The organism is Klebsiella scottii, from assembly GCF_036561945.1.
Taxonomy (GTDB): Bacteria; Pseudomonadota; Gammaproteobacteria; order Enterobacterales; family Enterobacteriaceae; genus Klebsiella; species Klebsiella scottii.
In genome coordinates this window covers 317,277-332,039 of record NZ_JARXNI010000020.1, presented here as the reverse complement: position 1 = coordinate 332,039, position 14,763 = coordinate 317,277, and the positions used below count along the sequence as shown (strand labels likewise).

Genomic DNA, 14,763 nt, shown 5'->3' with positions numbered 1-14,763 from the left:
ATAAAAAGGGCCGGGATATCCCCGGCCCTTTTCGCAACATTAGCGCAGATTATTCATCATCTTCGGCAATGTCATCATCAGCGTCAGCGTCGGTTTCCGGCGCGATATCGTCATCGCCTTCCGCCACGCTGCCGTCGATGGCATCCAGCTCTTCGTCATCAACAGGTTCAGCAACGCGCTGCAGGCCGACCACGTTTTCATCTTCCGCAGTACGGATCAGAATGACGCCCTGAGTGTTACGACCCACGATGCTCACTTCCGATACGCGAGTACGCACCAGGGTGCCCGCATCGGTGATCATCATGATCTGATCGCAATCGTCCACCTGTACCGCGCCCACCACGGAGCCGTTACGCTCGGTCACTTTGATCGAGATAACGCCCTGGGTTGCGCGGGACTTGGTCGGATACTCTTCCGCCGCCGTACGCTTGCCGTAGCCGTTCTGCGTGACGGTCAGGATCGCACCTTCGCCGCGCGGAATGATCAGGGAGACAACTTTATCTTCACCCGCCAGCTTGATACCGCGCACGCCGGTGGCGGTACGGCCCATAGCGCGGACCGCGCTCTCTTTAAAGCGCACCACTTTACCGGCCGCAGAGAACAGCATCGCTTCGTCTTCGCCGTTCGTCAGGTCAACGCCGATCAGCTCATCGCCTTCGTTCAGATTCACGGCAATGATGCCGGCTGAACGCGGACGGCTAAACTCGGTCAGCGCCGTTTTCTTGACGGTACCGCTCGCGGTCGCCATAAAGACGTTCACGCCCTCTTCGTACTCGCGTACCGGCAGAATGGCGGTGATACGTTCATTGGCTTCCAGCGGCAGCAGGTTGACGATTGGACGTCCACGCGCGCCACGGCTGGCTTCCGGCAGCTGATAAACCTTCATCCAGTAGAGACGGCCGCGGCTGGAGAACAGCAGGATCGTATCGTGGGTGTTGGCCACCAGCAGGCGGTCGATAAAGTCTTCTTCTTTAATACGTGCGGCCGATTTGCCTTTCCCACCGCGACGCTGCGCCTCGTAGTCGGTCAGCGGCTGATACTTCACATAGCCCTGGTGAGACAGGGTGACCACCACATCTTCCTGGTTGATCAGATCTTCAATGTTGATATCAGCGGTGTTGGCGGTGATTTCGGTGCGACGCGGGTCGCCGAACTGTTCGCGCATCGCTTCCAGTTCTTCACGAATCACTTCCATCAGACGGTCGGCGCTGCCGAGGATATGCAGCAGTTCGGCAATCTGTTCGAGCAGCTCTTTGTATTCGTCGAGCAGTTTTTCATGCTCAAGGCCGGTCAGCTTCTGCAGACGCAGATCCAGAATCGCCTGGGCCTGCTGTTCGGTCAGATAGTATTGACCGTCACGCACGCCGAACTCTGGCTCCAGCCACTCCGGACGCGCGGCATCATCACCGGCACGTTCCAGCATCGCCGACACGTTGCCCAGATCCCAGGACCTGGCAACCAGCCCGGCCTTCGCTTCCGCAGGCGTCGGCGCGCGGCGGATAAGCTCGATGATCGGGTCGATGTTTGCCAGCGCAATCGCCAGCGCTTCAAGGATGTGCGCACGATCGCGGGCTTTACGCAGCTCGAAAATAGTACGACGGGTTACCACTTCACGGCGGTGGCGCACGAACGCGGAAAGAATGTCCTTCAGGTTCATGATCTTCGGCTGACCGTGGTGCAGCGCAACCATGTTGATGCCGAAAGAGGTCTGCAGCTGAGTCAGCGAGTAGAGGTTGTTAAGAACCACTTCACCCACCGCATCACGCTTGATCTCAACCACGATGCGCATGCCGTCTTTATCAGACTCATCGCGCAGCGCGCTGATCCCTTCCAGACGCTTCTCTTTCACCAGCTCGGCCATTTTCTCGATCAGGCGAGCCTTGTTCACCTGATAAGGAATTTCATGCACGATGATGGTTTCACGGCCGGTTTTCGCGTCGGTTTCTACCTCAGCGCGGGCGCGAATATAAATTTTGCCACGGCCGGTACGGTAGGCTTCCTCAATACCGCGACGGCCATTAATGATGGCGGCGGTCGGGAAGTCCGGGCCTGGGATGTGTTCCATCAGGCCTTCGACGGAGATCTCCTCATCGTCGATATAGGCCAGACAGCCGTTAATCACTTCCGTCAGGTTGTGCGGCGGAATGTTGGTCGCCATCCCGACGGCAATACCGGACGAACCGTTTACCAGCAGGTTGGGGATTTTTGTTGGCATGACGTCAGGGATTCGCTCCGTGCCGTCATAGTTATCAACGAAATCAACCGTCTCTTTTTCGAGGTCGGCCATCAGCTCGTGGGCGATTTTCGACATACGGATTTCCGTATAACGCATCGCTGCGGCGGAGTCGCCATCGACAGAACCGAAGTTACCCTGGCCATCGACCAGCATATAACGCAAGGAGAATGGCTGCGCCATACGTACAATGGTGTCATAAACCGCGGTATCACCGTGAGGGTGATATTTACCGATTACGTCACCAACGACACGGGCGGATTTTTTATAGGCTTTGTTCCAGTCATTGCCCAATACGTTCATGGCGTAAAGTACGCGACGGTGTACCGGTTTCAGTCCATCTCGGACATCCGGCAGCGCACGGCCAACAATGACCGACATCGCATAATCCAGATACGAGCTCTTCAGCTCTTCCTCAATGTTGACCGGTGTAATTTCTCTCGCAAGGTCGCTCATCTAACCGCTATCCCTCTACTGTATCCCGGATTCAAAGGTCGCAAATTATAACACAGCCGAGGTGATACCGGTAAACCTATACCCAATGAATTTCGTGCCGCATCAAAGCGGCAAACGCAGGAGTCCCGATGAGCTCACCGTAGTGAGTGATTCGGGTGAGTGCGTGAGGCCAACGAAGAGGCGGTGCGAAAGGCGACGGGTATACCCAATGAATTTCGTGCCGCATCAAGGCGGCAAACGCAGGAGTCCCGATGAGCTCACCGTAGTGAGTGATTCGGGTGAGTGCGTGAGGCCAACGAAGAGGCGGTGCGAAAGGCGACGGGTATAGACGGTTTATTCATGGCGGTCTGCTGATATACTCGCGGGTCTGAACTGAAAAGGAGTAAAAGCGCCCATGAATGCCGAAAAATCGTCGGTGGCCCACAACGTTGATCATAATGAAATCGCTAAATTTGAAGCCGTCGCCTCGCGCTGGTGGGATTTAGAGGGCGAGTTCAAACCATTACATCGCATCAACCCGCTGCGTCTGGGCTATATTGCGCAGCGCTCCGGCGGCCTGTTTGGCAAAAAAGTGCTCGACGTCGGCTGCGGCGGCGGCATCCTTGCGGAAAGCATGGCGCGGGAAGGCGCGACGGTCACCGGGCTGGATATGGGCTTTGAACCGCTGCAGGTGGCGAAGCTGCACGCGCTGGAGAGCGGTATTCAGGTTGAGTACGTCCAGGAGACCGTCGAAGAGCACGCGCTCAAACATGCGCAGCAGTACGACGTCGTGACCTGTATGGAGATGCTGGAGCACGTTCCCGACCCGCAGTCCGTCGTCCACGCCTGCGCGCGGCTGGTTAAGCCCGGAGGCCAGGTCTTCTTCTCAACCATCAACCGCAACGGCAAAGCGTGGCTGATGGCGGTAGTCGGCGCCGAATACGTGCTGAAAATGGTGCCTAAGGGTACCCATGACGTGAAGAAGTTCATCAAGCCGGCCGAGCTGATTGGCTGGGTTGATCAGACAAATCTGAAAGAACAGCATATTACCGGCCTGCATTTCAATCCGCTAACCAATACCTTCAAGCTGGCGCCGGGCGTAGATGTTAACTACATGTTGCATACAACGGCGAAAAACGCATAACGTCAGCTGTTTTTCATATGATGATTACGCGGCGTCAAGCCGCGTAATTTTCCCTGGCGCCGAAGAAATCAGCACTCGATCAAATTTTCATTTTTATTTTTGAGTTTATTGACATCTTCTCCAGGCCTTATGCGACGTGGTCCCGGCTATTATTACGCTTCCGCAACCTCAATTTAACGTCAAAATCAACTCTTGTACTCAAAAGAATCCTTACTAGAATACTCACCATATAGCGTTCTTTTTATCGACAACCCCCAACATATAGTATTTATCCACAGAGTTAGTCACAACGGCCATCTGTGGATAAGCGGGGGATATTTTCTTTCACGGACAGGTATAATCCACATGAATCAGAGTCTGCTGGTGACAAAGCGCGACGGTACAACCGAGCGTATTAATCTCGACAAAATCCATCGCGTGCTGGATTGGGCGGCAGAAGGACTGAATAACGTTTCGATTTCTCAGGTAGAATTGCGTTCCCACATTCAGTTCTACGACGGCATCAAAACCGCCGATATTCACGAAACCATCATCAAAGCGGCCGCGGATCTTATCTCTCGCGATGCCCCGGATTACCAGTATCTCGCCGCGCGTCTGGCGATTTTCCATCTGCGTAAAAAGGCCTACGGCCAGTTCGAGCCGCCGGCGCTGTTCGATCACGTCACGAAGATGGTCAACAAGGGTAAATACGATACTCATCTGCTGGAAGACTACACGGAAGAAGAGTTCAAGCAGATGGATTCGTTCATCGTGCACGATCGCGATATGAGCTTCTCCTATGCGGCTGTTAAGCAGCTGGAAGGTAAGTATCTGGTGCAGAACCGCGTGACCGGCGAAATTTATGAAAGCGCCCAGTTCCTCTACATTCTGGTCGCCGCCTGCCTGTTCTCGAACTACCCGCGCGAGACCCGTCTGGACTACGTCAAGCGCTTCTATGACGCGGTATCCACCTTCAAGATTTCGCTGCCGACGCCGATCATGTCCGGGGTGCGTACGCCGACCCGCCAGTTCAGCTCCTGCGTGCTGATCGAGTGCGGCGACAGCCTGGACTCCATCAACGCCACCTCCAGCGCGATTGTGAAATACGTTTCCCAGCGCGCCGGTATCGGCATTAACGCCGGACGCATCCGCGCGCTGGGTAGCCCGATTCGCGGCGGTGAAGCCTTCCACACCGGCTGTATCCCGTTCTATAAGCACTTCCAGACTGCGGTGAAGTCCTGTTCACAGGGCGGCGTGCGCGGCGGTGCGGCCACCCTTTTCTATCCGATGTGGCACCTGGAAGTTGAAACCCTGCTGGTGCTGAAAAACAACCGCGGCACCGAGGCGAACCGCGTTCGTCATATGGACTACGGCGTACAGATCAACAAGCTGATGTACACCCGCCTGCTGAAAGGTGAAGATATCACCCTGTTCAGCCCGTCCGACGTCCCGGGCCTGTATGACGCCTTCTTCGCCGATCAGGACGAATTTGAGCGTCTGTATACCCAGTACGAAAAAGATGACAGCATCCGCAAGCAGCGGATCAAAGCGGTTGAGCTGTTCTCTCTGATGATGCAGGAGCGCGCCTCTACCGGCCGTATCTACATCCAGAACGTTGACCACTGCAACACCCACAGCCCGTTCGACCCGGTTATCGCGCCCGTTCGTCAGTCCAACCTGTGCCTGGAAATCGCCCTGCCGACCAAGCCGCTGGATGACGTCAACGATGAAAACGGCGAAATCGCGCTGTGCACTCTGTCAGCGTTCAACCTCGGCGTGATTGAGAGCCTGGACGAGCTGGAAGATCTGGCGGTGCTGGCGGTTCGCGCGCTGGATGCGCTGCTCGATTATCAGGACTACCCGATTCTGGCGGCAAAACGCGGCGCGATGGGCCGTCGTACGCTGGGTATCGGCGTGATTAACTTTGCCTACTATCTGGCAAAACACGGCAAACGCTACTCCGACGGCAGCGCCAACAACCTGACGCACAAAACCTTTGAAGCTATTCAGTACTACCTGCTGAAAGCCTCCAACGAGCTGGCTATCGAACAGGGCGCCTGCCCGTGGTTCAACGAAACCACCTATGCTCAGGGCGTTCTGCCGATCGATACCTATAAAAAGGATCTCGACGCTATCGTCAGCGAGTCGCTGCACTACGACTGGGAGCAGCTGCGTGAGTCGATCAAAACCCACGGCCTGCGCAACTCTACCCTGTCCGCGCTGATGCCTTCAGAGACCTCTTCGCAGATCTCTAACGCCACTAACGGTATTGAGCCGCCGCGCGGCCATGTAAGCATCAAAGCCTCGAAAGACGGCATTCTGCGCCAGGTGGTTCCGGATTACGAAAAACTGCAGAACAGCTACGAGCTGCTGTGGGAAATGCCGAGCAACGATGGCTATCTGCAGCTGGTCGGCATTATGCAGAAGTTTATCGACCAGTCGATTTCGGCGAACACCAACTACGACCCGACGCGCTTCCAGTCCGGAAAAGTGCCGATGCAGCAGCTGCTGAAAGACCTGCTCAATGCCTATAAATTTGGCGTAAAAACTCTGTACTATCACAACACCCGTGATGGCGCGGAAGATGCACAGGACGATTTGGCGCCATCCATCCAGGACGACGGCTGCGAAAGCGGCGCTTGTAAGATCTGATAACGCCCCCCTCGCCCCTGGGCGAGGGAACATCAAAGCCCGGCCCTCTCTGCAGGGCCGGAGCGAAGGGCAATAACATCACAGGACGCACATTTAATGGCATATACCACCTTTTCACAGACCAAAAACGATCAGCTGCTTGAGCCGATGTTTTTTGGCCAGCCGGTTAACGTTGCCCGTTACGATCAGCAAAAATATGACATCTTCGAAAAGCTCATCGAAAAGCAGCTCTCCTTCTTCTGGCGCCCGGAGGAAGTTGACGTTTCTCGCGATCGTATCGATTATCAGGCGCTGCCGGACCATGAAAAGCATATCTTCATCAGCAACCTGAAGTACCAGACCCTGCTGGATTCCATTCAGGGCCGCAGCCCGAACGTTGCGCTACTGCCGCTGATTTCGATTCCTGAGCTGGAAACCTGGGTGGAAACCTGGGCGTTTTCTGAAACCATTCACTCGCGCTCCTACACTCATATCATCCGCAATATCGTCAACGATCCGGCGATGGTCTTCGATGATATCGTCACCAACGAGCAGATTCAGAAGCGCGCGGAAGGGATCTCCAGCTATTACGATGAGCTCATTGAGCTGACCAGCTACTGGCATCTGCTGGGTGAAGGCACGCATAGCGTTAACGGTAAAACCGTCACCGTGAATCTGCGCGAGCTGAAAAAGAAACTGTACCTGTGCCTGATGAGCGTTAACGCGCTGGAAGCGATTCGCTTCTACGTCAGCTTCGCCTGCTCCTTCGCCTTCGCCGAACGTAAGTTGATGGAAGGTAACGCTAAAATCATCCGTCTGATCGCTCGCGACGAAGCGCTGCATCTCACCGGCACCCAGCATATGCTGAACCTGCTACGCTCCGGCGTCGACGATCCGGAAATGGCCGAAATTGCCGAAGAGTGCAAGCAGCAGTGCTATGACCTGTTCGTGCTGGCGGCTCAGCAGGAGAAAGAGTGGGCGGATTATCTGTTCCGCGATGGTTCGATGATCGGTCTGAACAAAGATATTCTCTGCCAGTACGTCGAATACATCACCAACATCCGCATGCAGGCGGTCGGCCTCGATCTGCCGTTCCAGACCCGCTCCAACCCCATCCCGTGGATCAATACCTGGCTGGTATCCGATAACGTGCAGGTTGCGCCGCAGGAAGTGGAAGTCAGCTCCTACCTGGTGGGCCAGATCGATGCCGAAGTCGATGCCGACGACCTGAGCAACTTCCAGCTCTGATGAAACGCATTTTTCTGAAAATTTCTGACACTCATCTCGAGTGTCAGGATGAACACCGCTGCCTGCTTGATGCCCTGGAATCGCATAATATCGACGTGGAGTATCAGTGCCGCGAAGGTTATTGCGGCTCCTGCCGCACGCGTCTGGTGTCCGGCCAGGTTGACTGGCTGACCGAGCCGCTGGCGTTTATTCAGCCGGGAGAGATTTTGCCCTGCTGCTGCCGGGCAAAAAGCGATATCGAAATCGAGATGTAGCGGCCCGGCAAAATCCCATCCGCGCCGGCCGGCGCGGACAGGTTTGCCATTCACGCCGCGGGTTAGCGGCGTTCCCCTTCTTGCTGCAGGAACTGTACCGCCTTATCCGGGAAGTCGCTGAACAGCCCATCGACGCCGGCCTTGTTATACAGCAGGTCGAACAGCTGATTCACGTTGGTGACGTAATCCGGCAGCTGGTCCGCGCGGACGGTATACGGATGGACCACCAGATGCTGGCGATGCGCCTCTTTTACCATGTCGGTCAGCGTCACCTGGCCCGGTCCGGCGTTCGCCGCCACCAGCATGTGGTAGTCCGGACCAATGCCGTCGGCGTATTGGGCAATCTGCCCCATCGCGCCGGGCTTAAACATCCAGTCATAGCTGTAGTTAACCCATTTGCCATCCGCCTCGCGCTGCTGGGTTTCGTGCCAGTCGGTGTAAGCGATCAGCTGCACCAGATTCAGGTTCATGCCCATCTTCGGCTCCAGCTCATTCTTAATGCGCTTAAGCTCGTTGGCATCAAAACATTGCAGATACGCTTTATCCTGCTTGCTGGTGTAGCCATACTTCTTCAGCACCTGCAGGGCGGCGGTGGCGATATCCTTGCCTTCCTGATGGTGGAACCACGGCGCTTTAATTTCCGGGTAAATACCGATATTTTTCCCCGTTGAGTGGTTCAGCCCCTGAACGAACTCAATCTCCTCTTCAAAGGTATGAATACGGAAATCCGCTTTTCCCATCGGGAAGCGCCCCGGGAAGGTCTGGACGTTCTTACCGTTTTTGGGTTCAAACCCCTCGCTGAACTTCAGCGTTTTTATCTCCGCCAGGGTGAAGTCGATCGCGTAAAAGCGGCCATCCTGACGCGCGCGCTGCGGAAATCTCTCCGCCACATCGGTAACCCGATCGAGATAGTGGTCATGCAGCACCACCAGCCGATCGTCTTTGGTCATCACCAGGTCCTGCTCGAGATAATCGGCGCCCTGGGCATAGGCCATCGCTTTCGCCGGCAGCGTATGCTCCGGCAGATAGCCGCTGGCGCCACGGTGGGCAATGACTATCTTATCCCCCGCCTGAGCGGCAAAACTCAGCGTGGAGCCTGCCAGCAAAATCCCGGTCATCAAGGTCGTTATTGCCGTTTTCATGCTCATTCCTCAGGACTGTTTCAGCTGCTGGTGATGACGCTTTTCACCCACCATTACCACAATCAGCAGCAGCACCGCCAGCACGCTGCCGCCAATCATCACCATAAACCCGCCGTCCCAGCCGAAGAAGTCGACGGTGTAGCCGACGATCGCGCTGGCGGCAACGGAGCCTCCCAGATAACCGAACAGCCCGGTAAAGCCCGCCGCGGTACCGGCGGCCTTCTTCGGTGCCAGCTCGAGAGCATGCAGGCCAATCAGCATCACCGGACCGTAAATCAGGAAGCCGATAACGATCATGCAGGCCATATCAACGCCCGGATTACCCGGCGGGTTAAGCCAGTAAACGACGGTAGCGATGGTCACCAGCGTCATAAAGAAGACCCCGGTCGCCCCGCGGTTGCCTCTGAACACCTTATCCGACATCCAGCCGCAAATCAGCGTTCCGGGGATCCCCGCATATTCGTACAGGAAGTAGGCCCAGGAGGATTTATCCAGCGCAAAGTGCTTCACCTCTTTCAGGTAGGTTGGCGACCAGTCGAGAATGCCGTAGCGCAGCAGGTAGACAAAGACGTTGGCGATGGCGATATACCACAGCAGCCTGTTCGGCAGAATATACTGCTGGAAGATCTGCCGGGCGGTGAGCTCCTGTTCATGCTGTTCGCTGTAATCATCCGGATAATCGTTTTTATACTCTTCAATCGGCGGCAGGCCGCAGGACTGCGGGGTATCGCGCATCATGGCAAAGGCAAATATCGCCAGCAAAATTGCGCCGAAAGCCGGCATATACAGCGCCGCGTGCCAGTCGTTGAACCACGCCATCCCGAGCAGGAACAGCAGCGGCGGGATCCCGCCGCCAACGTTATGCGCGCAGTTCCATACCGAAACAATGCCCCCACGCTCCTTCTGCGACCACCAGTGCACCATCGTGCGCCCGCACGGCGGCCAACCCATTCCCTGAAACCAGCCGCAGAGGAACAGCAGTACAAACATAACCATGATGCTGGAGGTCGCCCAGGGCACAAAGCCCATGACCAGCATCACCAGCGCCGCCAGAATCAGCCCTGCGGGCAGAAAAACACGCGGATTCGAGCGATCGGATACCGAGCCCATAATGAATTTTGAAAAACCATAGGCGATTGAAATCCCGGACAGCGCAAAGCCAAGATCGCCGCGAGAGAATCCCTGCTCCACCAGGTAAGGCATGGCTAACGCAAAGTTCTTGCGCACCAGATAGTAGGCGGCATAGCCAAAGAAAATACCGATAAAAATCTGCCAGCGTAATCGACGATAGTGCGGGTCAATTTCCGCCGCGGGTAAACGCGCTTTATGCGCCGCGGGTTTGAAAATACTTAACATAGCAGCCTCCGTTGCCATTTGCTTTTATGGGTACAGGTAAAAAAAAACCTAATTTAATCACCCACTTCTGATATGGCGCGATGGTAGGGAAACCTCGCAGACGATACTGTGAAATATCGCACGCTTTGTTACAAAAATATGACAAAACATTCCATTGTGAGCATGAAATCACATTCCATGCTCGATAAGCGCGCGAATATGCTCGAAATCAAACAATACGTACTATTTGTGTGGCTAAATGGCGTAAAACGAAAGTAGAGGGATAGAGAGATGGCCGAGACCGGTGAATGTGATGTCATTGTCATTGGCGGCGGCGCAACCGGAGCAGGGATCGCCCGCGACTGCGCGCTCCGCGGGCTGCGCGTAACCCTGGTAGAACGCCACGATATCGCCACCGGGGCGACCGGGCGCAATCACGGGTTGCTGCACAGCGGCGCCCGCTACGCGGCGACCGACGGCGAATCGGCGCGCGAATGCATCAGCGAAAACCGGATCCTGCGCCGCATCGCCCGTCACTGCGTGGAACCCACTAACGGGCTGTTTATCACCCTTCCTGAAGACGACCTCGCCTGGCAGCAAACCTTTATTCACGCCTGCCATCAGGCCGGAATTGAGACCCGTCAGCTGTCGCCCGCCGAGGCGCTGCGCATTGAGCCGACCGTCAATCCCGCGCTTCTCGGCGCCGTTCAGGTACCCGACGGCACGGTCGATCCGTTCCGTCTGAGCGCGGCCAATATGCTTGACGCCCGCGAACACGGCGCCACCATCCTTACCGGGTGCGAAATCACCGGCCTGCTGCGTAGCGGCGATCGGGTCCACGGCGTGCAGTGCTATGACCATAAGCGCCGCGAAAGCCGCACGCTGCGCGCCGGAGTGGTGGTCAATGCCGCCGGGATCTGGGGGCAGCGGATCGCGGAATATGCCGACCTGCGCATTGCGATGTTTCCGGCTAAAGGATCGTTGCTGATCCTCGACCATCGCATCAACCGGCACGTTATCAACCGCTGCCGCAAGCCTGCCGATGCGGATATTCTGGTACCCGGGGACACCATCTCCCTGATTGGCACCACCTCGGTGCATATTCCCTACGATGAAATTGACGATAATCGGGTCACCGCTGCGGAAGTCGATACCCTGCTTCGCGAAGGCGAGAAGCTGACCCCCGTCATGGCCCGCACCCGGGTGCTGCGCGCCTACTCCGGCGTGCGCCCGCTGGTCGCCAGCGATAACGATCCCAGCGGGCGTAGCGTCAGTCGCGGTATTGTGCTGTTAGATCACGCCGAACGCGACGGGATGGCCGGGTTTATCACCATTACCGGCGGCAAGCTGATGACCTACCGTCTGATGGCGGAATGGGCGACGGACGCCGTTTGCCGCAAGCTCGGCAACACCGTCCCCTGCACCACCGCCGACGCGCCTTTACCAGGTTCCCGCGAGCCGGTCGAAACAACGCTGCAAAAAATCATCTCTCTGCCCGCGCCGCTGCGGGGATCGGCCGTGTACCGTCACGGCGATCGCACGCCCGCCTGGCTTGGCGATAGCCGCCAGCATCGCAGCCTGGTCTGCGAGTGCGAAGCGGTTACGGCGGGGGAAGTGCAGTACGCGGTAGAAAACTTAGCGGTCAATAACCTGCTCGATTTACGCCGTCGCACCCGAATCGGCATGGGAACCTGCCAGGGCGAGCTGTGCGCCTGCCGCGCCGCCGGGCTACTGCAGCGCTTCAATGTCGCCACGCCGGCCCAATCGCTGACCCAGCTATCGGAGTTTTTAAACGAGCGCTGGAAAGGCGTGCAGCCCGTAGCATGGGGCGATGCGCTTCGTGAGAGTGAATTCACCCGCTGGGTCTATCTCGGGCTGTGCGGTTTGCAAAAGGAGCAGCAGGATGAAATTTGATTGCGCGATTATCGGCGGCGGGCTCGCCGGGCTACTTTGCGGGCTGAGCCTGAATCAATACGGTTTGCGCAGCGCGATCGTCAGCCGCGGTCAAAGCGCGCTGCATTTCTCCTCCGCCTCGCTGGACCTGCTATCCGAGCTGCCCAATGGCGACAAAGTTACCGACGTTGCCCAGGGGCTCGCCCGGCTGGCGACCCAGACCCCGGAGCATCCTTACGCAAGGATCGGCGTACAGCGCGTCATGGACTACGCGGCGCAAACCCAGGCGCTGCTGGCCGCCAGCGGCATAATGATGCAGGGCGATACCGCCCGGCCGCACCTGCGCATCACGCCGCTCGGCGCCCTGCGCGTCGCGTGGCTCTCCCCGCAGGAAGTTCCCGTTTATCCGTTAACCGCCCTGCGCCCCTGCCTGGTCGGGATCGGCGGCTTTGCCGACTTCCAGCCGCACCTCGCCGCCGCGTCGCTTAATCAACACGGGATGAACGCCAGCGCGGCGGAAATCGACTTACCGCTGCTGGATGTCCTGCGCGAGAGTCCGAGCGAATTTCGCGCCGCCAATATCGCCAGAATGCTGGATGACGAGCGCCACTGGCCGGCGCTGCTGGCCGCGCTGCTTCCGCTGGCGCGCGAGCACGATCTGCTGATCCTGCCCGCCTGCTTTGGCCTTAGCGATAACCACCTGTATCTGTGGCTACAGGAACGACTGCCCTGCCCGCTGCGCCTGCTGCCAACTCTGCCCCCTTCGGTACCGGGAATGCGCCTGCATAGCCAGCTCCAGCGCCGCTTTATACGCGGCGGAGGAACGTGGCTGGCCGGAGATGAGGTGACCAACATCAGCCATCAGGATGGGACGGTCAACAGGGTATGGACGCGTAACCACGGCGATATCCCGCTGCGTCCGCGCTTTACCATCCTGGCCAGCGGCAGCTTCTTCAGCAATGGCCTGATTGCCGGGCGCGATGGCGTGCGCGAGCCGATTCTTGGCCTCGATCTACAGCAAAGCCTGCCCCGTGAGAGCTGGTATCAGCGGGATTTCTTCGCCTCCCAGCCCTGGCAACGCTTCGGCCTTAAAACGGACGCCATGCTGCGTCCGTTGCTGCAGGGACAGCCGCTCAACAACCTGTTTGCCGCTGGTTCTCTGCTCAGCGGCTTTGACGCTATTCAGCTGGGATGCGGCGGCGGCGTTTGCGCAGTCACCGCGCTGCACGTCGCCAAACAAATCAACGACCTTGCCGGAGGCGAACGATGAACGATACCCGCTTTGAGAGCTGCATCAAATGCACCGTTTGCACCACCGCCTGCCCGGTCAGCCGGGTTAACCCGCGCTACCCTGGCCCTAAACAGGCGGGACCCGACGGCGAGCGGCTGCGGCTAAAAGACGGCGCGCTGTATGACGAAGCGTTGAAGTACTGCATTAACTGCAAGCGCTGCGAGGTCGCCTGTCCCTCTGACGTTAAAATCGGCGATATTATCCAGCGGGCTCGGGCGCAGTACGGCCAGCAGAAGCCCACCCTACGCGATGCGGTGCTGAGCCATACGGATCTTATGGGCACGCTTTCTACGCCGTTTGCGCCGCTGGTCAACGCCGTAACGGGGCTACAGCCGGTGCGCCGGCTGCTCGATACGGCGCTCAGGATAGATCACCGTCGGACGCTGCCAAAATACGGTTTCGGCACTTTCCGCCGGGCATACCGCCAGCTCGCCGCGCGGCAGGCGCAGTTTAGCGACCAGGTCGCGTTCTTTCACGGCTGCTACGTCAACTACAACCATCCGCAGCTGGGTAAAGATCTTATCCGCGTGCTGAACGCCATGGGCACCGGGGTACAGCTGCTGTCCAAAGAAAAATGCTGCGGCGTACCGCTAATTGCCAACGGCTTTTTTGCCAAAGCCCGCAGGCAGGCGCTGAGTAACGTCGCCGCCATGCGCGAAAGCGCGCTACCGACCATCGCCACCTCCTCCACCTGCACTTTCACCCTGCGCGATGAGTATCCGCACGTGCTGGATGTTGACAATAGCGACGTGCGCGACAACGTTGAGCTGGCAACGCGCTGGATCTGGCGCCAGCTTGACGGCGGGCGAACCCTGCCGCTAAAACCGCTGCCGCTTAAGGTGGTCTACCACACCCCTTGCCATATGGAAAAGATAGGCTGGTCGCTGTATAGCCTCGAACTGCTGCGGCAAATTCCCGGGCTGCGGCTGGAGGTCCTTGATTCGCAATGCTGCGGCATCGCCGGTACCTACGGGTTTAAATCGGAGAACTACGCTTCTTCGCAGGCCATCGGCGCGCCGCTCTTCCGCCAGATTGAGGAGAGCGGCGCCGATATTGTGGTGACCGATTGTGAAACCTGCAAATGGCAGATTGAGATGTCCACCAGCAAGCGCTGTGAACATCCCATCACCCTGCTGGCGCAGGCGCTGGCCTGAACCTCTGCGCCATGATTACGGGGG

Annotated in this window: 10 protein-coding genes; 7 read left to right on the top strand and 3 right to left on the bottom strand. The window is 57.7% G+C overall.

Annotated elements, in window-relative coordinates; genetic code table 11:
* Nucleotides 1-49: 49 nt before the first annotated feature.
* Nucleotides 50-2,689, bottom strand: a complete 2,640-nt coding sequence (gene gyrA / locus QFI97_RS09375) for a DNA topoisomerase (ATP-hydrolyzing) subunit A (RefSeq protein ID WP_346430990.1) — start codon at nt 2,687-2,689, stop codon at nt 50-52.
* 394 nt (nt 2,690-3,083) lie between these two features.
* Here gyrA and ubiG point away from each other — a divergent pair, with 394 nt between their 5' ends.
* From ubiG to yfaE, 4 genes are all read left to right on the top strand, one after another.
* Nucleotides 3,084-3,812, top strand: a complete 729-nt coding sequence (gene ubiG / locus QFI97_RS09370) for a bifunctional 2-polyprenyl-6-hydroxyphenol methylase/3-demethylubiquinol 3-O-methyltransferase UbiG (protein ID WP_346430989.1) — start codon at nt 3,084-3,086, stop codon at nt 3,810-3,812.
* Nucleotides 3,813-4,157: 345 nt separating this feature from the next.
* Nucleotides 4,158-6,443, top strand: coding sequence for a class 1a ribonucleoside-diphosphate reductase subunit alpha (nrdA, locus tag QFI97_RS09365; RefSeq protein ID WP_346430988.1), 2,286 nt, complete (start codon nt 4,158-4,160; stop codon nt 6,441-6,443).
* 96 nt (nt 6,444-6,539) lie between these two features.
* Complete coding sequence (gene nrdB / locus QFI97_RS09360) at nt 6,540-7,670, top strand: class Ia ribonucleoside-diphosphate reductase subunit beta (protein ID WP_346430987.1); 1,131 nt, start codon at nt 6,540-6,542, stop codon at nt 7,668-7,670.
* Nucleotides 7,670-7,924, top strand: a complete 255-nt coding sequence (gene yfaE, locus QFI97_RS09355) for a class I ribonucleotide reductase maintenance protein YfaE (protein WP_045855971.1) — start codon at nt 7,670-7,672, stop codon at nt 7,922-7,924. The genes nrdB and yfaE overlap by 1 nt, the downstream gene beginning before the upstream one ends.
* Nucleotides 7,925-7,986: 62 nt before the next feature.
* On the opposite strand, the gene glpQ is transcribed toward yfaE, so the two are convergent.
* Nucleotides 7,987-9,066 (bottom strand): glycerophosphodiester phosphodiesterase, encoded by a 1,080-nt coding sequence (glpQ, locus tag QFI97_RS09350; RefSeq protein WP_331834733.1) that lies wholly within the window; start codon nt 9,064-9,066, stop codon nt 7,987-7,989.
* 9 nt (nt 9,067-9,075) lie between these two features.
* Entirely contained in the window at nt 9,076-10,422 is a 1,347-nt protein-coding gene (glpT, locus tag QFI97_RS09345; RefSeq protein WP_331834734.1) for a glycerol-3-phosphate transporter, read from the bottom strand.
* A gap of 270 nt (nt 10,423-10,692) precedes the next feature.
* Here glpT and glpA point away from each other — a divergent pair, with 270 nt between their 5' ends.
* Genes glpA through glpC form a run of 3 tightly spaced genes read left to right on the top strand, consistent with a single transcriptional unit; the run spans nt 10,693 to nt 14,739 of the window.
* A complete protein-coding gene (gene glpA, locus QFI97_RS09340; protein ID WP_346430986.1) occupies nt 10,693-12,315 on the top strand; it encodes an anaerobic glycerol-3-phosphate dehydrogenase subunit A in 1,623 nt (540 codons plus the stop codon).
* Nucleotides 12,305-13,564 (top strand): glycerol-3-phosphate dehydrogenase subunit GlpB, encoded by a 1,260-nt coding sequence (gene glpB, locus QFI97_RS09335; protein ID WP_346430985.1) that lies wholly within the window; start codon nt 12,305-12,307, stop codon nt 13,562-13,564. The genes glpA and glpB overlap by 11 nt, the downstream gene beginning before the upstream one ends.
* The gene (glpC, locus tag QFI97_RS09330) at nt 13,561-14,739 is read left to right on the top strand and encodes an anaerobic glycerol-3-phosphate dehydrogenase subunit GlpC (RefSeq protein WP_346430984.1); all 1,179 of its coding nucleotides are present in this window, start codon (nt 13,561-13,563) and stop codon (nt 14,737-14,739) included. The genes glpB and glpC overlap by 4 nt, the downstream gene beginning before the upstream one ends.
* Nucleotides 14,740-14,763 lie beyond the last annotated feature (24 nt).

What these genes read in the sequence shown, in the direction of transcription:
- gyrA (WP_346430990.1), bottom strand. Translation starts at nt 2,689, where the DNA reads ATGAGCGACCTTGCGAGAGAAATTACACCGGTCAACATTGAGGAAGAG.
- ubiG (WP_346430989.1), top strand. Translation starts at nt 3,084, where the DNA reads ATGAATGCCGAAAAATCGTCGGTGGCCCACAACGTTGATCATAATGAA.
- nrdA (WP_346430988.1), top strand. Translation starts at nt 4,158, where the DNA reads ATGAATCAGAGTCTGCTGGTGACAAAGCGCGACGGTACAACCGAGCGT.
- nrdB (WP_346430987.1), top strand. Translation starts at nt 6,540, where the DNA reads ATGGCATATACCACCTTTTCACAGACCAAAAACGATCAGCTGCTTGAG.
- yfaE (WP_045855971.1), top strand. Translation starts at nt 7,670, where the DNA reads ATGAAACGCATTTTTCTGAAAATTTCTGACACTCATCTCGAGTGTCAG.
- glpQ (WP_331834733.1), bottom strand. Translation starts at nt 9,066, where the DNA reads ATGAAAACGGCAATAACGACCTTGATGACCGGGATTTTGCTGGCAGGC.
- glpT (WP_331834734.1), bottom strand. Translation starts at nt 10,422, where the DNA reads ATGTTAAGTATTTTCAAACCCGCGGCGCATAAAGCGCGTTTACCCGCG.
- glpA (WP_346430986.1), top strand. Translation starts at nt 10,693, where the DNA reads ATGGCCGAGACCGGTGAATGTGATGTCATTGTCATTGGCGGCGGCGCA.
- glpB (WP_346430985.1), top strand. Translation starts at nt 12,305, where the DNA reads ATGAAATTTGATTGCGCGATTATCGGCGGCGGGCTCGCCGGGCTACTT.
- glpC (WP_346430984.1), top strand. Translation starts at nt 13,561, where the DNA reads ATGAACGATACCCGCTTTGAGAGCTGCATCAAATGCACCGTTTGCACC.